Raw genomic sequence first — 19,689 nt, forward strand, 5'->3', positions numbered from 1 at the left:
AGCAGCATCTGGGCCCGGGGCCCGACCCGGTGTCAATGCGCCGATGACGGCAGCGCAGGGCAACCGGTGAAGAGGCTGAAGCACGGCCCGCTTGTTGTTCCTGTCATTGCCGGGCGTGCCCCCTGGATGTCGCCAAAGCCGATCATCCGAGGCTCCCGCGATAGGGCGAGGCGACGACGAGGCAGCAATTGCCGGGCCGCACCCGGCCCGGCTGGCGGCGGGCATAGACGATGCCGTCGGCGCCGGTGCGCAACTCGGCCGGCGCCCGTCCGGGATCATGCAGGAAATGGATGCGCCCGGCCGGCTGCCCGGCCCGCACCTCCGCGCCGTTGCGGTGGTACGGCTCGAACACCCCGTCATCGCCGGCAAGGACGTAGGAGGCGGCGCCCGCCACCTCGTAGACCCTGGGGTCCGGGCGGCGCGGCGCGGCGAAGGACGAGTCCAGCACGCCGAGATGGGCCAGCACGCTGCGCACGCCGCGGCGGCAGATGTCGAGCGCGTCGAGCGACACGGTGCCCGCCCCCGCCATCTCGGTGCCGACCACGGTCAGCCCGGCGGCGACGGCGGCAGCGGTGGCGGTGCGCGGCTCGCCCAGATTGTCGACCACGACGGTGATCGGCGCGTCGAAGGCCAGCACCGCGTCGATGTTGCGCCGCTGATGCGCCGGGTCGGCCGCCGGCTCGACGATCGCGCTGGGCAGGATGTCGAGCGACGAGCCGCCGGAATGGAGGTCGAGGAACGCGTCGCCGCGCGGCAGCAGCACACCCTGAACATAGGCCGAGATCTGCCGGGTGATGGTGCCGGCCGGGTCGCCCGGGAAGGTGCGGTTGAAATTCAGCCCGTCGACCGGCGAGGTCCGCTTGCCGGCCACCACCGCCGGCAGGTTGATCGCCGGGATCAGGATCAGCCGGCCCTGGATCGTGCCGGGGTCGAGGTCGCGGATGATCTCGCCGAGGGTGATCGGCCCCTCATATTCGTCGCCGTGGTTGCCGCCCTCGAGGATCACGGTCGGCCCGGTGCCGTTGGCGATCACCGCGAGCGGGATGCGCACCGTGCCCCAGGCGTCGTCGTCCGGCGATTGCGGGATGTGGAAGAAGCCGACCTGCCGGCCCGGCTTGTCGAAGTCGATATCGGTGAAGGCCGTGCTGCGCCGCACGGCCGGCCCGGCCCTGCTCGATCCCACCGCCACGGTCTCAATGCTTTCCACCGCGATGCCTCCCTGCGCCTGTCGCCGCTGCTGATGAAACACCATCTCGCCGCGCCCCCGCCAGCGACGACCTTCCCTGAATACGATGAACGGGCTTGCACTCATCTCCATTATCGATATCGTTATCAATATCGATAATTCGAGTCAGGGAGCGAGATGCTCGCCATCGCGCAGGACGGCATGCGGCCCGGCAAGAGCGCGGAGGTCTTCGACGGCCTCAAGCGCATGATCATGCTGGGCGAGGTGGCGCCCGGGATCGCCCTGCTCGAGCTCGAGCTGGCGCAGCGCTTCCAGTGCAGCCAGGGCACGGTGCGCGAGGCGCTGCTGGCGCTGCAGGAGGAGGGGCTGGTGCATCGCCTGCCGCACCGAGGCACGCGGGTGGCCGACTGCACCGAGGATGAGGCCGTCGAGATGTTCCGGCTGCGCCACGGCATCGAGACCCGTGGCATCGCCCGCGCCCTGCGCCGCCCCGACCCCGCGCTGCTGCCGGACCTGACCGCCCTGATCGAGGGCATGGAGGCGAAGGCGCTGGCCGGCGACGAATACGGCCAGACCGAGCTGGACCGCGCCTTCCACCGCCGGCTGTTCCGGGCCGCGGGCCTGCCGGCGGTGGAGCCGCTGCTGCACCGCTGCATCCTGCACAACCACCGCTTCAAGATCACCCGCAGCGGCGAGCGGCGCGACCTGACGGCCACGGCCCGGCGGCACTGGAGCATCGTCGAGGCGCTGGCCGCGCGGGACGAGGCCGCGGCGGTGGCCGCCATCGGCCATCACATCGAGACCATCGTCGATGTCGGCCCGTCGATCTTCGGCGCCGCACCCGAAGGACCCAAGGCATGACCGGCTTCGATCCGAACGACGCCCCGAACCCGGAGATGGCGGCGATCATGGCACGGCTCGCCGCCGAGGACGGGCACCTGCCAGACCCGATGACACTGCCGGCCGCCGAGGGCCGGGCGCAGGCGGAGGCGGGCAATACCCGCTGGAATCGGGACCTGCCGCCGATGGAGACAGCCGAGCTGACGCTGCCTGGCGGCATCGCCCCCCGCCCGGCCCGGCTGTTCCGGCCGCCAGCGGCGCGCGGGGCGATCCTGTACATCCATGGCGGCGGCTGGGCCTTCTGCAGCCTCGACACCCATGACCGGGCGATGCGCTGCCTGGCCGAGGCCACGGGCATGGCCGTGATCGGCATCGATTACCGCCTGGCGCCCGAGCATCCCTACCCCGCCGGGCTGGACGATTCCGTGGCGGCCTGGCGGGCGCTGCCGGAAGTGCTGGCGGAGCATGGACTTTCCGGCCCGGTCGGCGTCTCGGGCGATTCCGCCGGCGCCAACCTGGCGCTGGCGCTGATGCTGCACGAGCAGGCCGCCGGCCGGATGCCGCCGGAGTTCGGGCTGCTGTTCTACGGCGTCTACGCCGTCGACCACGAGACCGACTCCCACCGGCGCTTCGGTCCCGGCGGCTACGGCCTGACCACCGCCAAGATGATCCGGTACCGCGACTGGTACGCGCCCGATCCCGCCACATGGGGAGAGCCGGCGGTCTCGCCGCTGGCGGCATCGGACGCCGCGCTGCGGGCGCTGCCGCCGCTCTACCTCAACGCCGCCGGGCTGGACCCGCTGCTCGGCGACACGCTCGCGCTCGGGGACCGGCTGCACGGGCTCGGCCGGGCCGATCCGGTGCGGGTGCATCGCGGCGTCATCCACGGCTTCATGCAGATGACGAGCGCTCTGGCGGAGGCCCGAACCGCCTTCGCCGAAGCCGGGGCCTGGGCCCGGCAGTTCAACGAAAACGCATAAACGGAGGAGGAAACGTCATGAGGAAGATGCGAGGGCCGGCCCTGGTCGCGCTGCTGGCGCTGGCCGCGGGAACGGCACAGGCCGAGAGCACGGTCCGCTTCTGGTACCATTTCGACAATCCGGACAATCCGGTGGCGGACCTGGTCGCCAAGTTCGAGGCGGCCAATCCGGGGGTCAAGGTCGAGGCCGAGAACATCCCCTGGAACAGCTATTACGACAACCTCTACACCGCGATCGCCGGCGGCAACGCGCCGGATGCGGCGATGGTGAAGCTGTTCGCCCAGCCGCGGCTGGTGGAGATGGGCGCGCTGGAGCCGATCGACGACCGGGTCGCCGGCTGGGACGGCAAGGCCGACCTGCAGGACGACCTGCTGAAGATCAATGGCGGGCCGGACGGCAAGCAGTACTACCTGCCGGTGCAGTACGTCGTCTCCTACCTGTACTACCGGGCCGATCTGTTCGCCGAGGCCGGGCTGCAGCCGCCGAAGACCTGCGACGATTTCGCCAAGGCGGCCAAGGCGCTGACCCGCGACACCAATGGCGATGGCCAGCCGGACATCTGGGGCTTCGGCTTCCGCGGCGGCAAGGGCGGTTACGACCATTGGGGACCCTTCGTGCTGTCGGCCGGCGCCAAGTTCGAGAAGGGCGGGCTGACCACACCGCAAGTGGTCGCCGCCAACACCTGGCTGGTCGATCTCTACCGCAACCAGAAGCTGTTCCCGCCCTCGGCCCCGAATGACGGGTTCCAGGAGATCATCGCCGCCTTCCAGCAGGGCCGCACGGCGATGACGATCCACCATATCGGCTCCTCCGCCGGCATGGTGAAGGCGCTGGGCGACAAGGTCTCCGCCGTGCCGGTGCCGGAGTGCAACGGCGGCCGCTGGACCTCCTATGGCGACGAATCCCTGGCCGTTCTGTCCTCGGCCGAGGACAAGGACGCGGCCTGGAAGTGGATCGCCTTCCTGGCCAGCGGCGACGCCAATGTCGAGTTCAACAAGGCGACCGGCCAGCTGCCGGTGACCAAGAGCGGCGCGGCGAACTGGACGCTGCACGAGAAGCGCTTCGTCGACGCCACGGTGCAGTCCCTGCCCTTCGCCCACAGCCTGCCCGCCGTCTCGCAGACCGCGGATTTCGTCAACACTGTGTGGCCGGCGGCGATGCAGCGGGCCCTGACCGGCGAGATCACGCCGGAGCAGATGATGCAGGAGATCGAGCAGCTCTACGCCCCTTGAGGCGAGGACGGGATTGATGTCGATGACCCTGGCGACGGCACAGAGGGCCCCGGTCCGCGGCAAGGCGCGGACCCGGATCCTGCCCTATGTGCTGCTGAGCCCGGCGGTGCTGGTCACGCTGCTGATCGTGTTCCTGCCGATGCTGCAGGCGCTGGTGCTGAGCCTGCACGACTTCGTGCTGTTCCGGCCGACCCAGATGCCCTTCGCCGGGCTCGGCAACTTCGCCAAGGCGCTGGCCGACCCGGTGTTCTGGACCTCGCTGCAGCACACCGCGCTCTGGGTCGGGATCACGGTCCCGGCCCAGCTGCTGCTCGGCCTCGTCACCGCGCTGCTGCTGAACCAGCGCTTCTGGTGGCGGCCGCTGGCGCGGGCCGTGGTCATCATTCCCTGGGCCCTGCCCAGCGTCGTCATCGCCCTGATGTGGCGCTGGATCTACGACCCCAATGCCGGGGTGCTGAACGACGTGCTGGTGCGCCTCGGCATGCTGCAGGGCGCCTTCCCCTGGCTGGCCGATCCCGGCACCTCGCTCTACGCCATCATCCTGACCCTGACCTGGCAGGGCTTCCCGTTCTTCGCGGTGATGATCCTGGCCGGGCTGCAGGCGGTGCCGCGCGACCTGTACGAGGCGGCGGCGATCGACGGCGCCACGCCCTGGCAGCAATTCTGGCGCATCACCCTGCCCTCGATCGCCGGGGTGATCGCGACCGCGGCGCTGCTGCGGCTGATCTGGGTCGCCAACTCGATCGACGTCATCTTCGTCATGACCGGCGGCGGACCGGGCTACGCCACCCATACCCTGCCGCTCTATGCCTTCATCAAGGCCCGGACCAATCTCGACTTTGGCTATGGCTCGGCGCTGGCGGTGATCTTCACCCTGCTGCTGGCCGGCTTCGTCCTGGTCTATCTGCGGCGCACGACGAGGGCGATGGACTGATGGTCACCCGCAGCTCCCTTTGGCACCGTGTCGCCCTGATCCACCTGCCGATGCTGCTGATCGCGGTCTTCGCGCTGGGGCCCTATCTGTGGATGGCGCTGACCTCGCTGACGCCGCCGGACGACATCGTCGGCCGCGGCGTCGCCGTCGACCCGTCGGCCTGGACCACCGCCAGCTACGAGCGGCTGTTCGGCCGCACCAGCTTCCTGCTGAACATGGGTCACAGCCTGATCGTGGCGCTGGGCACGGTCGTGGTCGGTCTGACGCTCAGCGTCACCGCCGCCTACGCCTTCTCGCGCTTCCGCTTCGCCGGGCGCCGGCTGCTGATGGTCCAGTTCCTGGTCATCAACATGTTCCCGGTCGTGCTGCTGATCCTGCCGCTGTTCGTGCTGATGCGGCGGCTCGGCCTGCTCGACACCCATGTCGCGCTGATCATCGCCAACGCCACCGTCGCCATCCCCTTCGCCATCTGGATGATGACCAGCTACATCGACGCCATCCCGAAGAGCCTGGACGAGGCGGCGATGACCGATGGCTGCTCGCGGCTCGGCGCGCTGTGGCGGGTGATCCTGCCGCTGTGCGGCCCCGGCCTGGTGGCGACCGGCATCTACATCTTCATCACCGCCTGGAACGAATACCTGTACGCCCTGACGCTGGGCGGCCGCAGCGTCCGCACCATGACCGTGGCGATCCAGACCCTGATCGGCGAGTACCAGATCGAATGGGGCCTGCTGACCGCCGGCGGCGTGGTCGGCGCCCTGCCCGCCACCATCCTGTTCCTGCTCGTCCAGAAACGCCTGATCGGCGGCCTGACCCAAGGCGCCGTGAAGGGATGACCGACCCTCGACCGAAAGTGATCCCGACAATGCCGAACCCGATCGGCCTGATCTCCATGCAGGTCGCGCGCCCCTTCACCGCCGAGCATTTCGGCTGGTTCGAGCGGATCCGCGCCATGGGCTACGACTTCATCGAGCTCCTGGTGCCGGAACCGGGCGAGCTGGACCTCGCCGAGACCCGCCGGGCGCTGGAAGGGGCCGGCCTCTCGGTCGTCCTCGCCGCCCGGGTCAATCTGCAGCGCAACCTGACCGGCGACGATGCCGGCGCGCGCGAGGCCGGGGTCGAGTATCTGCGCTACGCCGCGAACTGCGCCGAGGCGCTGGGCGCCCGCATCGTCGGCGGCCCGCTCTACGGCAACCCGCTGGTCTTCGCCGGGCGGCCGCCGGCGCCGGTGCCGGAGGATCTGCGCCTGCGCCGGCAGGATTGGTGCGTCGACGGGCTGCGCCGGGCCGCCGACGCCGCGCGCGACCATGGGGTGGTGCTGGCGGTCGAGCCGCTGAACCGGTTCGAGACCGACATCCTGTGCACCACCCGCCAGGGGCTGGAGTTGATCCACCGGGTCGGCCGGGCGGAGGTGCGGCTGATGCTCGACACCTTCCACATGCATATGGAGGAGGCCGACATCGCCGAGGCCATCCGCCTGGCCGGCGACCGCTTCGTCCATTTCCAGGCCAACGAGAACCACCGCGGCTTCGTCGGCACCGGCGCCACCGACTGGGTGGCGGTGGCGCGGGCGCTGGTCGATGTCGGCTATGAGGGGCCGATCTCGGTCGAGCCGTTCCGCCGCGACGACGACCGCTTCGGCGTGCCGATCGCGCAATGGCGGCCGCCGCATGAGGACGAGACCGGGAAGCTGACGCAGAGCCTGGCCCTGCTGCGCGGCGCGCTGGCGATGGGAGGGCACCGGCGATGACGCTGAAAATCGGCTGGATCGGCTGCGGCACCCATGCGAGCCAGATGCTGCTGCCGCAGCTGCTGCGGCAGGATGTCGAGCTGGCGGCGCTGTGCGATGTCGACGGCGCCAATCTGGCCCGCGCCGCCCGCCAGTTCGGCGTCCGTGCCGCCTATGCCGACCATCGCGACCTGCTGGCCCATCCCGGGCTGGACGCGGTCGGCATGGCGGTCGGCCCCGCGGCGCATCACGCCATCGGCCTCGCCGCCTTGGCCAAGGGCCTGCCGGTGTTCATGGAGAAGCCGCCCGGCGGCACCGCCGCCCAGGCCGAGGAGCTGCTGGCGGCGTCGGAGCGCGCCGGCAAGCCGCTGGTGCTGGGCTTCATGAAGCGCTGGTCAATCGGCAACCGCATCGCCGGCAACATCGTCCGCGGCGGCGAGTTCGGCCCGGTGCTGGGCTTCTACGGCTCCTACATGACGGCACCGACCTATTTCCGCGGCGCGGTCGACTACTCCGGCTTCTTCCTGCATCACTGCGTCCATTACATGGACCTGCCGGCCTTCCTGGCGGCTTCGCCGATCCGCGAGATCTCGGCCCGCAAGGTCGAGAACGGGCCGGGGCGCCTGCTGATGCACATCGCGCTGGGCTTCGACAGCGGCGCCATCGGCACCGTGGTCATGGGCACGGTGCAGTCGCGCGGCACGCCGATGGAGTTCGTCCAGATCATGGGCGACCACCGCCGGCTGGAGGTGCGCAACGTGATCGACGTGACCTATTACCGCGACCCGGCCTTCAAGACCCAGGACCTCGGCGCCACCCTGTCCGGCGGCGAGGACGCCCTGACCTGGTCGCCCAACTTCACCGCCGCCGCAAACGAGGACGTGAAGGGCTACCACGCCCTGCTGGAGGTGACGCTGAAAGCCTTCCGCGGCGAGGCGGCCGACGACGCCCCCACCATCCGCGACGGCGTCACCGCCATGCGGCACCTGGAGACGCTACGCCGCCAGGTCGAGGGGTAGTGCCGACGATCCAAGAGATTGATCCGTCATGGAAAGGAACCGCAGAGTCGATCTCGTGAGTCCGCCGCGCCGCCGCCTCCGGTTCATCCCCCACCGGTCCCCAGGTCATCGGAATGCCCGGCCTTCACGCGAGGCCATTGAACGATGGGACGATCGCCGACGCGATAGAAATCCTCGCCCTCCCACCGCGGCCAGCCGGCCGGAGAGTCCTCCCACGGCTCCTGCCGCCCATAGACCGTGAGATCGAGCAGGGCATAGCTGTTGCCCACCACCTCGACGCCGCGCTGCGTTGTCCAGTAGGTCTCGAACACATCGGATCCCTGCCGCAGGTAGCAGACGACGTGCATCATGCCCACCCGACGCCCGACCAGGAGCGTCTCGAGCGGGTCCCGGTCGGCCGCGTACCAGGGCATCTTCCAGCCCATGAAGTCGCGGTACCGCGCGCTCTCCTCGTACGGACCCTGGCAGATCGTGGCGTAGGTGACGTCCCGGGACTGCAGGAAGGACAGCTCGCGGACCTGCGATGTGTAGAGGGTGCAGCCCTCGCACTGCTGCGCCGCCGGGCGGCCGGCGTTCCACATGAAGTAGTAGGCGATGAGGATCCGGCGTCCCTCGAACGCATCCAGCAGCGTCACCGGGCCATGGTCGCCGGTGAGCGGCGTGGCGCCGTCCACCTCGACCATGGGCCGTCGCCGGCGGGCGGCCGCAAGGGCATCGCCTTCCCTCGTGTAAGCCTTCTCTCGAACCCGCAAGGCGTCCATCTCCGCCTGGAAGGTGCTGCGATCGACGATCCTGGGCGCGGCAGGGCGCTCTCGCTTGGTGTCATTCATCATCTCGCTCTCCCTTTCTTGACCTGGCAGGTCGTGGAGAAAGAGTAGCGCCGGACGTCGAAGCGGTAAGAGTGACAAGTATGGCGGGATTATATGCGGCGGCGCCTACCATCGAGAGATATGGGATCAGTCGATCGCCTCGATGCCTTGCGCCTTCAGGCGTTCGAGATGGTCCTTCATTTCTTTCAGCCGTTCGGGCGAGTGGCCTTGCCATTCCGTGACTTCACCTGTGACCCGAAGCGGGTCGCGGGACCGGTAGGACTTCGTCGGATTGCCGGGAAATTTCTTATCCGTCAGGTTGGGATCGTCCGCGATCGGGCCGGTCGGCTCCACGATGTAGATCCTTTCCCGTCCCTCGCCGGCGGCCAGCTCAGCGCCCCAGATGGCTGCGTCGAGCGTGCCGGTGAGATAGACCCAGGACGCCTGCTTCCGCGCGCCGTAATTGGAGCTGTAGCCGGCCGCGATCAGGTCTCCCGGTTTCAGGTCGGCCCGGGTGCCGTGATAGAATTGCTGCGGGGTCGTGTCGTCGGTGACGGTCATCGGTTCGCTGTCCTTCCTCCTGCCGAGCGTCGGAGTGCCGGAGATACGGCTCGGCGTTGTCACCCGTTCCGGGCTGAGGCTCCGGAAGGAGTGCTAGAATCGTTAGCCGACCGAAACTTCGCCCATCCCAGACCGCCATCCTGTCGCCGCCGAAGAGTGGACATCACCCGATTCGACCCGTTGGAGACACGCGAACTGTGGCGCAAGGTGAGACGATGAAGATCCAGCAGAGCACCATGGACCATGTTGAGTCGTGGGCGCGGTTACGTGCCGCACTTTGGCCGGACTATTCTGTCCAACACCATCGGAACGACGTCGTTCGCACTTTCCTGGCCGGAGATGGCCGAGCTGTCGCGTTCATCTGTGAAACCGATGAAGGCGAAGTGATCGGATTTGCTGAAGCCTCGCTGCGCAGTGATTACGTCAATGGGTGCAAGACCTCTCCCGTTCTCTTCCTTGAAGGAATCTATGTCCTGCCCGGCCACAGGCAAAAGGGCGCGGCACGACTGCTCTGCGACGCGATTGCCGAATGGGGCAAGTCTATCGGCTGTACCGAGTTCGCATCCGACGCCCTGTTGGACAACGTCGTGAGCCACAAGTTTCACGCGGCACTGGGTTTCGAGGAGACAAGACGCGTCGTCTTCTTTCGCAAAAGCCTGTAGGGCCACTCTCCCCCGACCCGGACTGCCTGGGTCGCAGCCATTCGCCCAAAAGCGGTCGTCACCCACGGCGCTGCATAGCGGACATGACCGATCCGGGCCCGAAGCCGACACCAGGCGCGTCGTCGATCATCACGGTTTTCGAAACAAGCGGTCCGATGCGAAGCCTAATCCGACCGAAGGCCCTAGTTCTGCATCGGTAGCAAAGAGGTGATAGAGGCCATAAGCTCGTCCGGAGTGTACGGTTTGGGAAGGAACACTCCGCCCTCAACCATCAGCGCCTGCATCCCATCTGTCATGGCCTGCCCGGAGGTGTAGAGCACCTTCAATTCCGGTCGCCGTTCGCGCGCGGTGCGTGCCAGATCGAATCCGTCCGGCGGTTTTCCAAGGTTGATATCGGTGAAAAGAAGATCGATCGGCGCTTCGCTCTCGATAAGCGCAAGAGCCTCGATGCCATTGTGTGCGGTCAAGGTCGAGTGTCCCAAGGCGGCGATGAATCCTTCCGCTAACGCGAGGATTGTGGGTTCGTCCTCCGCGATCAGGGTCGTTGTCATCCGGCGGCCCCTCCTGGGTGGCCGGAGCAGAAACGCGCGGAACGAGGATTTGTGCCGCCAGCGCGCTTGGACGGGTACCGAGAACAGCCGTCTGTGACTGAGCCCGGCCTACGCTTTCCATCCGATGCCGCCGGGCTGCCTCAGGCGACGATGCCGAAAGCCGCCACGGGCCGGCCGTCCTCTCGATCACGTGCGTCCTACGCCATGCGCGAGGTCCGCATCCGGGCAAGGATGGGTCGCCGGAAATGTCCACTTCGGGAGGCCGGGTGGCTTCCCGTCCTCGCTGAAACAGGCGGCGACGGCCAAGCTTGGCACCTGCGGGCGGCGGTCCTCTGGCCCCTATCCGCGTCTCGCCGCAACGGCTGATGCGCCCGCCTCACCCACCCCCGTTGCCCGACCCCGGCGCGACCAGGGGCAGGATCACGGCGAAGCGGGTGCCCCGCCCCGGCGCGGACTCGACCGTGATCTGGCCGCCCAGGCTGGCCGTCACCAGGTTGTAGACGATGTGCAGCCCCAGGCCGCTGCCGCCGGTGCCGCGGCGGGTGGTGAAGAACGGGTCGAAGATCCGGCCGATATTCTCCGGCGGAATGCCCACCCCGTCATCGGAGAAATCCAGGATGACCCGGCCCGGCTGCGGCCCCGGCGCCACCAGCAGCGTCACCGAGCCGGCCCGGCCCTCGGGAAAGGCGTGGGCCAGGGCGTTGATGACGAGGTTGGTGACCACCTGGGACACCGCGCCCGGGAAGCTGTCCATGACGATGCCGGACGGGCAGCGCAGCGTCACGCTGTGCTGCGTGCGCCGATAGTTGGGGCCGAGGCTGACCAGCACGCCTTCGAGATAATCGCCGAGATCGAAGCTGCGGCGCTCGGCGCTGGTCTGGTCGACCGCCACCTGCTTGAACTCGCGGATCAGGCCGGCCGCGCGCTCCAGGTTCGACAGCAGCAGCCGCGACACCTCCCCCGCCCGGTCGACGAAGCGCTCCAGCTCGGACCGGCGGATCTGGCCGCCGGCGACCACCGCGGCGAAGCTGCGCGCCCGCTCCTCCAGATGCGAGGCGGCGGTCAGGGCGGTGCCGACCGGCGTGTTGATCTCATGCGCCACGCCGGCCACCAGCTGGGCCAGCGACGCCATCTTCTCCGCCTGCACCAGCTCGGCCTGGGTGCGGCGCAGGTCGGCGACGGTGCCCTGCAGCTGTTCGTTGACCCGGACATATTCGGCCGTCCGCTCCTCGACCCGGCGCTCCAGGTCGGCGGCGCTGCGGCGCAGATCCTCGTCCATGCGGCCGCGCTCGATCGCGGCGCCGATCAGGCTGGCGGCCGATTTCAGCACGTCGATCTCGTCCGGCAGCCAGGAGCGTCCTTCGTCGCGGACGTCGTCGAAGCCCATGGTGCCCCACCAGCGGCCGCCGAACAGGATCGGCACCTTGAGGTTGGAGCGCACGCCCTGGCGCCGCAGCTCCATCTGCTCCAGCTCGCTGCCGATATTCCAGCCGCTGAGCGCGGCGACGCCGGTCATGCGCTCGTCGATCAGCGCCTGCAGCACGGCCGGGTCGCCGGGCAGCGGGTGCTCCTGCATCTTCGGGTCGTCGATCAGCGCCGGCACGCCGTCCGCCACCCATTCGTAGCTGTAGACGCTGGTGAAGCCGCCGCCCGGCAGGTCGCGAACCTCGAAGATGTAGGTCCGGTCGGTGCCGGTGGCCCGCCCCAGCCGGGCCAGCATCTCCTGGATGCCGGCCCGCCAGGTGCTGCGCCCGATGATCTGGGTCGCGGCATAGCCGATCGCGTCCAGCATGGCGGTGCGGCGGGCGTTGTCCGCCAGCATCGCGGCCAGCCGCCGTTCGCTGTCGCTGACCACGGCCTCGCGCCGCTTGATGTCGGTGATGTCGACATGGATGCCGACGATGCCGCCCTCATGCGTCGGCCGTTCGGTCATGCGGATCCAGCGGCCGTCGGCCAGCGGCATGTCCAGCGGCGGGGCGTCGCCGCGATGGTGCCGCAGCCGTCGTCCCATCCAGTCGACGACTTCGCCGGACTGGGCGTAGAGGCCGCGTTCGATCGCCGTCTCGATCAGCGTCCGGAACGGCGTTCCGGGCCGCAGATCGCCCTCGGCCAGGCCGTACAGGCGGCAATAGGCGTCGTTCCACAGCACCAGCCGGTCCTCGGCGTCGAACAGCACGAAGCCGTCATGCACCGACTCGATCGCATCGGTCATGCGCAGGCGCAGCCCGTCCAGCTCGGCCTTGGCGTCGATCCGGGCGGTCACGTCCTGCCAGATCATCAGCGCGCCGCCATCGTCCTGGCGCCGCTCCTCGAACTGCAGCCAGCGCCCGTCGCGGTCGCGCAGCACCGCCGGTTCGTGCGGAGTCGCGTCCGGCTGGGGCACGGCCAGCAGCCGCTCGGCCCGCGGCGCCTCGCCCGGGGCCAGGACCGCATCGGCCAGCAGCCGGATGTGGTCGGCCCGGGTGCTGCCGGACCGGAACTGCCCGACCAGCGCCGGGAACAGCACGCTGGCGGCCCGATTGGCGCTCTGGAACGTGCCGTCGCCGGCATAGCGGATCAGGCCGACATCGACCGCGGTGATCGCCTCCTTCAAGGCACCGCCGTCATGGCGCGACGTCACGTCGGTGAAGAGCTTGAGCAGCCGGCCATCGGGCAGGCGCCTGACCTCGAGCGACAGCCAACGCCCATCCCTGCACTGCCGGGTATAAGTGCCGGGTGGGTTGCGATGGCGCTCCAGCGCGGCGGCGACGTGGCGGTCGATGAACGGGCGTTCGGCCGGCTCCAGATGGGTCTCGAAGAAGCGGCGCACCGTGGCGTCACCGGGCAGGCCCGGGCGCAGCAGGTCGGCTTCCTCGGGAAACAGCTTCAGATAGGTGTCGTTCCACGCCAGGAGGCGGTCCTCGGCATCGAGCAGGCAGAAGCCGGCGCCGAGGATGGCGGCGACGGCATCGAGCACCGGATCGAGGACCGGTCTCGACGGCGGCGGCTCTTCCGATCGGCTGGCGGCCGTCACGCTGATACCGTCCTTCCGCACGCGCCCGACACCCAGTTGCAAGGTGCCCCGCCGGCTGGGGCGATACAGACGATACCAAAAACCCGGCGGCGCGACATGAAGCTGATACGCGGCGGCGCCATGATGCGACCAGCAGCCGGGGTCATCCGGCGCCACATCAACCGGGGGTTTACCATGTTCCGCATCGTCCTGCCCATCGTCGCCCTGACCGCGGCCTTCCTGCATTCACCGCTGCCGGCCCTGGCCCAGGGCAGCGTCACCGGCACCTACCAGGTCGACGGCACCAACCCCAACGGCGGCAAGTATTCGGGCGTGGCCGAGGTCGAGGCCACCGGCGACACCTATGTCATCACCTGGACCGTCGCGGGCGACAAGTCGGTGGGCCGCGGCGTGTTCCTGGACAAGACCCTGGCGGTCGGCGGCGTGCTGGGCAATGGCGGCTTCGTCTTCGCTATGGCGCCGAAGAACGGCCACCTCGAAGGCGTCTGGGCCGACATGCAGAACGGCACCACGCTGGGCGCCGAGATCTGGACCCGGGTCAAATAGGGATCTAGCGGTGTCGACAGGCGTCGAGCGACGCTGCACGGCCCCGCAAGACATGGCATACTGGATCATGTGCGAGCCGGTCGGGTTCGGGCCTTCCGACCGGTCCTTTCGGGACCAATGCATGATCCAGCCACATATCGCGGTGGTCGACGACGATGCGTTCCAGCGCCGGGTGCTGGAGGAGTACCTGTCGCGCCAGGGCTATCGCGTCAGCGGGGCCGAGAGCGGCGCGGAACTGCGGGCGCTGCTGGCGCGCCGCGATCCGGTCGACCTGATCCTGCTGGACGTGCAGAYGCCGGGCGAGGACGGCTTCGCCGTCGCCCGGTTCCTGCGGGAGCGCGGCAACGTCGCGATCATCATGGTCACGGCGGCGTCCGACACGGTGGACCGCGTCGTCGGCCTTGAGACCGGGGCCGACGACTATGTCGTCAAGCCCTACGAGCCGCGCGAACTGGCGGCCCGGATCAAGAGCGTGCTGCGCCGCAGCGGACGAAACGGGGCGCCGCCGCCCGCCAACGGGCGCCTGCGCTTCGGCCGCTGCATCCTGGACCTCGACGCCCGCCGGCTGACCACGCTGGACGGCGAGGGGGTCGCCCTCGCCGCCTCGGAATTCGCGCTGCTCAAGGTGTTCGCCCAGCATCCCAACCAGGTGCTCAGCCGCGATCGCCTGCTCGACCTGACCAGCAATCGCGAGATGGAACCCTTCGACCGGTCGATCGACCTGCGGATCACCCGGATCCGCCGCAAGATCGAGGCGGATCCCAGCAAGCCGGAAGTGATCCGGACGGTGCGGGGCGCCGGATACATGTATGCCCCTGACGGGGACTGATCTGGGACGGCCGGGCTACGCACCAGCGACGAAGGGGGACGGGATGACGGAGACGCCAGAGGATTTCCTGGTGCTGGACGACGCGCCGGACGAGGCGGCCGCGCCATCGGAGCCGTGGCGCGTGCTGGTCGTCGACGACGATGCCGAGGTGCATCAGATCACCCGGCTGGTGCTCGACGGCTTCACCTTCTCCGGGCGCGGCGTCGCGCTGATCGACGCCTATACGGCGGCCGAGGCGATGGAGATCCTGCGCCGGACCCAGGACGTGGCGCTGATCCTGCTGGACGTGGTGATGGAGACGGAGGATTCCGGCCTGCGCTTCGCCCGCTGGGTGCGGGAGGAGCTGGGCAACGCCACCACCCGCATCGTGCTGCGCACCGGCCAGCCCGGCCAGGCGCCGGAGCAGGACGTGATCCTGGCCTACGACATCAATGACTACAAAGCCAAGACCGAGCTGACCCAGACGCGGCTGCTGACCACCATGGTGTCGGCGCTGCGCGCCTATCAGCAGATCCGCGCCATCGAGGACGGGCGGGCGAAGCTGGCCCAGGCCAACGACGCCCTGGAGCACACGGTGGCCCACCGGACGGCGGCGCTGCGCGAGAGCGAGCGGCTGCTGCGCGACATCCTGGACCGCAGCCCGATCAGCATCGCCATCTACGGCCGGGACGGCAACTTCCTGTTCGCCAACCAGCGCCATCTCGACCTGTTCGGCTTGGCCGGCCAGGCCGCGTTCCGCCGCAATCCGCGCAGCCTCTATGCCGACCCGGGCGACGCCGCCCGGCTGGAGGCCGCGCTGCGCGAGACCGGCCAGGTGCAGGATGCCGAGGTCGAGTTCCGCACCGGCCAGGGCGGCCGCTTCTGGGGCCTGCTGTCGCTCGAGCGCATCGTCTTCGAAGGCCAGTCCGGCACCATCGCCTGGACCTACGACATCACCGAGCGGCGGCTGGCCGAGCAGGTGATGGCCGAGGCCCGGCAGGCGGCCGAGACCTCGGCCCGGGCCAAATCCGAATTCCTGGCGGTGATGAGCCATGAGATCCGCACCCCGATGAACGGGGTGCTGGGGATGCTGGAGGTGCTGGAGCAGTCGCGGCTGGACGACGGCCAGCGCCAGTCGCTGCAGGTGATCCGGGAGTCGGCCCGCACGCTGCTGCGCATCGTCAACGACATCCTCGACTTCTCGAAGATCGAGGCCGGCCGGCTCGAGCTGGAATGGACGCCCGTGTCGATCAGCGTCGCGATCGACGGCGTGATCAGCGCGCTGAGCCCCCAGGCCCGCGACAGGGGCCTGACCCTGCAGGGCGCGACCGATCCGGCGATCCCCGAACTGCTGCTGGTCGATCCCGTCCGGCTGCGCCAGATCCTGCTGAACCTGGCCGGCAACGCGATCAAGTTCACCGAGACCGGCGGCGTCCGGATCGAGGCGTCGCTGGCCCGGCGGGCCGCCGGCCGCGCCCGCATCGCCATCGCCGTGATCGACACCGGCATCGGCATCAGCCCGGCCCAGCAAAGCCGGCTGTTCCAGCCCTTCGCGCAGGCCGATGCCTCGACCACGCGCCGCTTCGGCGGCACCGGGCTGGGCCTGTCGATCGCCCGCCGGCTGGCCACCATGATGGGGGGCGACATCTCGATCGACAGCGAGGCCGGCCGGGGCGCGACCTTCCGGGTCACGCTCGATCTCGCCATCGCCCAGGCGGCGGACCAGCCGCCGGAGCTGGCCCGGGCCACGCTGCCCGGCGAGGCGGATCTGGACCAGGCGCGCCGCGACGGCCGCTTGGTGCTGGTGGTCGACGATCACCCGGTGAACCGTCAGGTGCTGGTCCGGCAGCTGCAGCTGCTGGGCTGCGCCGCCGACACCGCCGCCGATGGCGAGGAGGCGCTGTCGGCCTGGGCCGCCGGGTCCTATGCCATGGTCCTGACCGACTGCCACATGCCGGTGGTGGACGGCTTCGAGCTGACCCGGCGGGTCCGCGAGGCCGAAGCCGCGCCCAATGGTGCCACCAGAGGCGCTCGGCGCCGGATCCCGATCGTCGCCGTCACCGCCAATGTCCTGGCCGGCGAAGCCGAGCGCTGCCGCGCCGCCGGGATGGACGACTATATCGGCAAGCCGGTGCAGCTGGCCCGGCTGCAGGAGGTGCTGCAGCGCTGGATGCCGGTGGCCGGGTCCGAGGCGGCGGCCGTTCCCGCGGATACGGCGGCCGCGGTCGACCCGAAGGCCCTGGCCGGCCTGTTCGGCGACGACACCGGGACCATCGCCACGATGCTGGCGGATTTCGTCGCCACGGCCCGGGCATCGGCCATGGTGATCCAGGCCGCCGTCGCCGACGGCCGGGCGGCCGATATCGTGGCCGAGGCGCATCGCCTGAAGGGCTCCGCCCGCATCGTCGGTGCCGGGGTCCTAGGCGACGCCGCGGAGGCGCTGGAGCACGGCGTCAAGGCACAGGCCGCCGATTTGGCCGACCGTGCCGACCGCATCGTGGCCGAGCTGCGGCGGGTCGAGGCCGAGATCGCCGGCCGCGGCTGAGTCCGGCCGCGATACCAACGATACAAATCTCCCAGTTTCGCGACATCCTGGCGATACGTCCGGCGGCTACTGTCCCTGCAGGCCGCCGCATCGGACGGCCCGATCCGGAAGGGGCATTCAAGTGACGGTCTTCAACGGCGACGACAACGACAACATCATCAACGGCTCGGCCGACATGGATTCGATCTTCGGCAACGGCGGCAACGACCAGATCTTCGGCGATGCCGGCGCCGACTTCGTCCTTGCCGGCTCGGGCAACGACCTGGTCAATGGTGGTGCCGACAATGATTTCATCAGCGGCAACGACGGCGACGACACCCTGAACGGCGATGCCGGCAATGATACGTTGCAAGGGAATGACGGCGCCGACACGCTGAACGGCGGCGACGGCCTCGACTCTCTCGAAGGCGGCGCCGGCGCCGACATCCTCAATGGCGGGGCCGGCATCGACGACGTCACCTACGCCACGAGCTCGGCCGGGGGCGTGACGGTGACGATCGGCGGCGGAGTGGGCTCCGGCGGCGACGCACAGGGCGACGTGATCGGCGCCGATGTTGAGAACATCGAGGGCACCAATGCCTTCGACGACGTCCTGACCGGATCGGACGCGGACAACACGCTGATCGGTTCGGGCGGCAACGACATCCTCAATGGCCTCGGCGGGATCGATACTCTCACCGCCGGCAGCGGCGATGACGACGTCACGGGCGGCGCGGGCGACGACCTGATTCATGGCGATAGCGGCAACGACGTTCTCGACAGTGGAGATGGTTCAGACATCATTTACGGCGATGACGGGGACGATTTCGTGCATGGCGGCGCCGGGGCGGACATCCTTGACGGCGGCGCTGGCGTCGACACCCTGACCTATTTCGACAGCGCTGACGGCGTCATCGTCGGCCTGTTGTACTCGAGCGGGACCGGCGGCGACGCGGCAGCCGACCTGATCAGCGGGTTCGAAGCCCTCATCGGCTCGGCTGGCTTCGGCGACACCCTGGAAGGCGATGGCGGCGCCAACCGGCTTGTCGGCCTGGGTGGCGACGATATCCTGTCTGGTCTGGCCGCCGATGACGTCCTGCTTGGTGGCGACGGGAACGACCTGCTGATCGGAGGCAATGGTGCCGATGTGCTGGATGGCGGCGCCGGCGTCGACACCGTCAGCTACAGCACCAGCTACACCTTCGTCGGCGTGCGGGTCGATCTCGCCTCCGGCCTGGCCGTGGGCGGCGACGCCCAGCTCGACGTGTTCTCCGGGATCGAGAACGTTGAAGGCACCTTCGGCTATGACGATGTGCTGACCGGCGATGCGGGTGCCAACACCCTGAGCGGCCTCGGCGGCAACGACAGGCTCTCCGGCGGCGGCGGCAACGACGTTCTCCGCGGCGGCCTCGGCGCCGACAAGCTCGACGGCGGCACGGGCATCGACACCGCCTCCTATTTCGACAGTAGCGCGGGCGTGACGGCCAACCTGGCCACCGGGCTCGGCACCGGCGGCGACGCCCAGGGCGACACCTATGCCGGCATCGAGAACGTCAACGGCAGCCTGTTCGCCGACACCCTGACCGGCACTGCCGGCGCCAATGCGCTGGCCGGGTTCGACGGCAACGATGTCCTTCGCGGCGGTGCCGGCGCCGACGCGCTCAGCGGCGGCAACGGCATCGACCTCGTATCCTATTACGACAGCGTCGCCGGCGTGACCGTCAACCTCAGCACCGGGACCGGCACCGGCGGCGACGCCCAGGGCGATACCTTGGTCGGGATCGAGAACGTCAACGGCAGCCAGCTCGGCGACACCCTGACCGGCAATGCCGGCGCCAACGCGCTGGCCGGGTATGGCGGCGACGACACCCTCATCGGCGGCGCCGGCGCGGACGCGCTTGATGGTGGCAACGGCATCGACACCGCCTCCTATGCCGGCAGCGTCGCGGCTGTGACCGTCAACCTGGCCACCGGCGGGACCGGTGGCGACGCCCAGGGCGACACCTATGCCAACATCGAGAACGTCAACGGCTCGTCCGGTGCCGACACCCTCACCGGCAACGGCGCGGCGAACGCCCTGAACGGCGGCGCCGGCAAGGACACGATGATTGGCTCGGGCGGCGCCGACCACTTCGTCTTCTCCTCCGCGGCGGACAGCGTGGTCGGGGCCAATGCCGACCGGATCACCGATTTCAGCCACGCTCAGGGGGACAAGATCGACCTGTCGGCGATCGATGCCAACACCGGCGCCGCCGGCGACCAGGCCTTCAGCTTCATCGGCACCGGCCTCTACAC

17 protein-coding genes are annotated in these 19,689 nt (G+C 69.4%); 12 read left to right on the forward strand and 5 right to left on the reverse strand.

Annotated features, from left to right (window positions below; genetic code table 11):
• Nucleotides 1-142: 142 nt before the first annotated feature.
• A complete protein-coding gene (locus AB4Z01_RS27270) occupies nt 143-1,207 on the reverse strand; it encodes a succinylglutamate desuccinylase/aspartoacylase family protein (protein WP_441699055.1) in 1,065 nt (354 codons plus the stop codon).
• A 156-nt stretch (nt 1,208-1,363) separates the two neighbouring features.
• Here AB4Z01_RS27270 and AB4Z01_RS27275 point away from each other — a divergent pair, with 156 nt between their 5' ends.
• The 7 genes from AB4Z01_RS27275 to AB4Z01_RS27305 are packed head-to-tail and all read left to right on the forward strand — an operon-like array spanning nt 1,364 to nt 7,920.
• A complete protein-coding gene (locus AB4Z01_RS27275; protein ID WP_441699057.1) occupies nt 1,364-2,047 on the forward strand; it encodes a GntR family transcriptional regulator in 684 nt (227 codons plus the stop codon).
• Nucleotides 2,044-3,006 (forward strand): alpha/beta hydrolase fold domain-containing protein, encoded by a 963-nt coding sequence (locus AB4Z01_RS27280; protein ID WP_441699058.1) that lies wholly within the window; start codon nt 2,044-2,046, stop codon nt 3,004-3,006. The genes AB4Z01_RS27275 and AB4Z01_RS27280 overlap by 4 nt, the downstream gene beginning before the upstream one ends.
• Before the next feature lie 17 nt (nt 3,007-3,023).
• Complete coding sequence (locus tag AB4Z01_RS27285; protein ID WP_441699060.1) at nt 3,024-4,238, forward strand: ABC transporter substrate-binding protein; 1,215 nt, start codon at nt 3,024-3,026, stop codon at nt 4,236-4,238.
• 16 nt (nt 4,239-4,254) lie between these two features.
• Nucleotides 4,255-5,172, forward strand: a complete 918-nt coding sequence (locus AB4Z01_RS27290) for a carbohydrate ABC transporter permease (RefSeq protein ID WP_441699061.1) — start codon at nt 4,255-4,257, stop codon at nt 5,170-5,172.
• Nucleotides 5,172-6,008 carry a carbohydrate ABC transporter permease gene (locus AB4Z01_RS27295; protein WP_441699062.1) on the forward strand — a complete coding sequence of 279 codons (837 nt, stop codon included), beginning with the start codon at nt 5,172-5,174 and terminating at the stop codon, nt 6,006-6,008. The genes AB4Z01_RS27290 and AB4Z01_RS27295 overlap by 1 nt, the downstream gene beginning before the upstream one ends.
• Nucleotides 6,009-6,037: 29 nt before the next feature.
• Entirely contained in the window at nt 6,038-6,922 is an 885-nt protein-coding gene (locus AB4Z01_RS27300) for a sugar phosphate isomerase/epimerase family protein (RefSeq protein ID WP_441699064.1), read from the forward strand.
• Nucleotides 6,919-7,920: a Gfo/Idh/MocA family protein gene (locus tag AB4Z01_RS27305; RefSeq protein ID WP_441699065.1), complete on the forward strand. Its 1,002-nt coding sequence runs from the start codon at nt 6,919-6,921 to the stop codon at nt 7,918-7,920. Before AB4Z01_RS27300 ends, AB4Z01_RS27305 begins: the two co-directional genes overlap by 4 nt.
• An 83-nt stretch (nt 7,921-8,003) precedes the next feature.
• Here the strand turns inward: AB4Z01_RS27305 and AB4Z01_RS27310 are convergent, their stop codons facing one another.
• Entirely contained in the window at nt 8,004-8,753 is a 750-nt protein-coding gene (locus AB4Z01_RS27310) for a DUF899 family protein (RefSeq protein ID WP_441699066.1), read from the reverse strand.
• 123 nt (nt 8,754-8,876) lie between these two features.
• Nucleotides 8,877-9,290, reverse strand: coding sequence for an NAD(+)--rifampin ADP-ribosyltransferase (arr, locus tag AB4Z01_RS27315; protein WP_441699067.1), 414 nt, complete (start codon nt 9,288-9,290; stop codon nt 8,877-8,879).
• 215 nt (nt 9,291-9,505) lie between these two features.
• On the opposite strand from arr, the gene aac(6') reads away from it, so the two are divergent.
• Nucleotides 9,506-9,952 carry an aminoglycoside 6'-N-acetyltransferase gene (aac(6'), locus tag AB4Z01_RS27320; protein ID WP_441699069.1) on the forward strand — a complete coding sequence of 149 codons (447 nt, stop codon included), beginning with the start codon at nt 9,506-9,508 and terminating at the stop codon, nt 9,950-9,952.
• Nucleotides 9,953-10,134: 182 nt separating this feature from the next.
• Here aac(6') and AB4Z01_RS27325 read toward each other — a convergent pair whose 3' ends face one another.
• Together AB4Z01_RS27325 and AB4Z01_RS27330 are read right to left on the reverse strand one after the other, a co-directional pair.
• Entirely contained in the window at nt 10,135-10,503 is a 369-nt protein-coding gene (locus tag AB4Z01_RS27325) for a response regulator (protein ID WP_441699071.1), read from the reverse strand.
• Nucleotides 10,504-10,879: 376 nt separating this feature from the next.
• On the reverse strand, nt 10,880-13,516 hold the full coding sequence (locus AB4Z01_RS27330) for a PAS-domain containing protein (protein WP_441699073.1): 2,637 nt from the start codon (nt 13,514-13,516) through the stop codon (nt 10,880-10,882).
• A 96-nt stretch (nt 13,517-13,612) separates the two neighbouring features.
• Between AB4Z01_RS27330 and AB4Z01_RS27335 the strand changes: the two genes are divergently transcribed.
• From AB4Z01_RS27335 to AB4Z01_RS27350, 4 genes are all read left to right on the forward strand, one after another.
• Nucleotides 13,613-14,062, forward strand: coding sequence for a hypothetical protein (locus AB4Z01_RS27335; protein ID WP_441699075.1), 450 nt, complete (start codon nt 13,613-13,615; stop codon nt 14,060-14,062).
• 121 nt (nt 14,063-14,183) lie between these two features.
• Complete coding sequence (locus AB4Z01_RS27340; RefSeq protein ID WP_441699077.1) at nt 14,184-14,891, forward strand: response regulator; 708 nt, start codon at nt 14,184-14,186, stop codon at nt 14,889-14,891.
• 43 nt (nt 14,892-14,934) lie between these two features.
• Nucleotides 14,935-17,415, forward strand: a complete 2,481-nt coding sequence (locus tag AB4Z01_RS27345; RefSeq protein ID WP_441699078.1) for a response regulator — start codon at nt 14,935-14,937, stop codon at nt 17,413-17,415.
• Between the two features lie 121 nt (nt 17,416-17,536).
• The coding region (locus AB4Z01_RS27350; RefSeq protein ID WP_441699079.1) for a beta strand repeat-containing protein at nt 17,537-19,689 on the forward strand (2,153 nt) is incomplete at its 3' end.

It is taken from the genome of Inquilinus sp. YAF38, assembly GCF_052113205.1.
Classification (GTDB): domain Bacteria; phylum Pseudomonadota; class Alphaproteobacteria; order DSM-16000; family Inquilinaceae; genus Inquilinus.

Coding starts and splice junctions, on each gene's coding strand:
- AB4Z01_RS27275 (WP_441699057.1), top strand. CDS start 1,364: ATGCTCGCCATCGCGCAGGACGGCATGCGGCCCGGCAAGAGCGCGGAG.
- arr (WP_441699067.1), bottom strand. CDS start 9,290: ATGACCGTCACCGACGACACGACCCCGCAGCAATTCTATCACGGCACC.
- AB4Z01_RS27290 (WP_441699061.1), top strand. CDS start 4,255: ATGTCGATGACCCTGGCGACGGCACAGAGGGCCCCGGTCCGCGGCAAG.
- AB4Z01_RS27305 (WP_441699065.1), top strand. CDS start 6,919: ATGACGCTGAAAATCGGCTGGATCGGCTGCGGCACCCATGCGAGCCAG.
- AB4Z01_RS27335 (WP_441699075.1), top strand. CDS start 13,613: ATGAAGCTGATACGCGGCGGCGCCATGATGCGACCAGCAGCCGGGGTC.
- AB4Z01_RS27310 (WP_441699066.1), bottom strand. CDS start 8,753: ATGATGAATGACACCAAGCGAGAGCGCCCTGCCGCGCCCAGGATCGTC.
- AB4Z01_RS27280 (WP_441699058.1), top strand. CDS start 2,044: ATGACCGGCTTCGATCCGAACGACGCCCCGAACCCGGAGATGGCGGCG.
- AB4Z01_RS27285 (WP_441699060.1), top strand. CDS start 3,024: ATGAGGAAGATGCGAGGGCCGGCCCTGGTCGCGCTGCTGGCGCTGGCC.
- AB4Z01_RS27295 (WP_441699062.1), top strand. CDS start 5,172: ATGGTCACCCGCAGCTCCCTTTGGCACCGTGTCGCCCTGATCCACCTG.
- AB4Z01_RS27345 (WP_441699078.1), top strand. CDS start 14,935: ATGACGGAGACGCCAGAGGATTTCCTGGTGCTGGACGACGCGCCGGAC.
- AB4Z01_RS27300 (WP_441699064.1), top strand. CDS start 6,038: ATGCCGAACCCGATCGGCCTGATCTCCATGCAGGTCGCGCGCCCCTTC.
- AB4Z01_RS27325 (WP_441699071.1), bottom strand. CDS start 10,503: ATGACAACGACCCTGATCGCGGAGGACGAACCCACAATCCTCGCGTTA.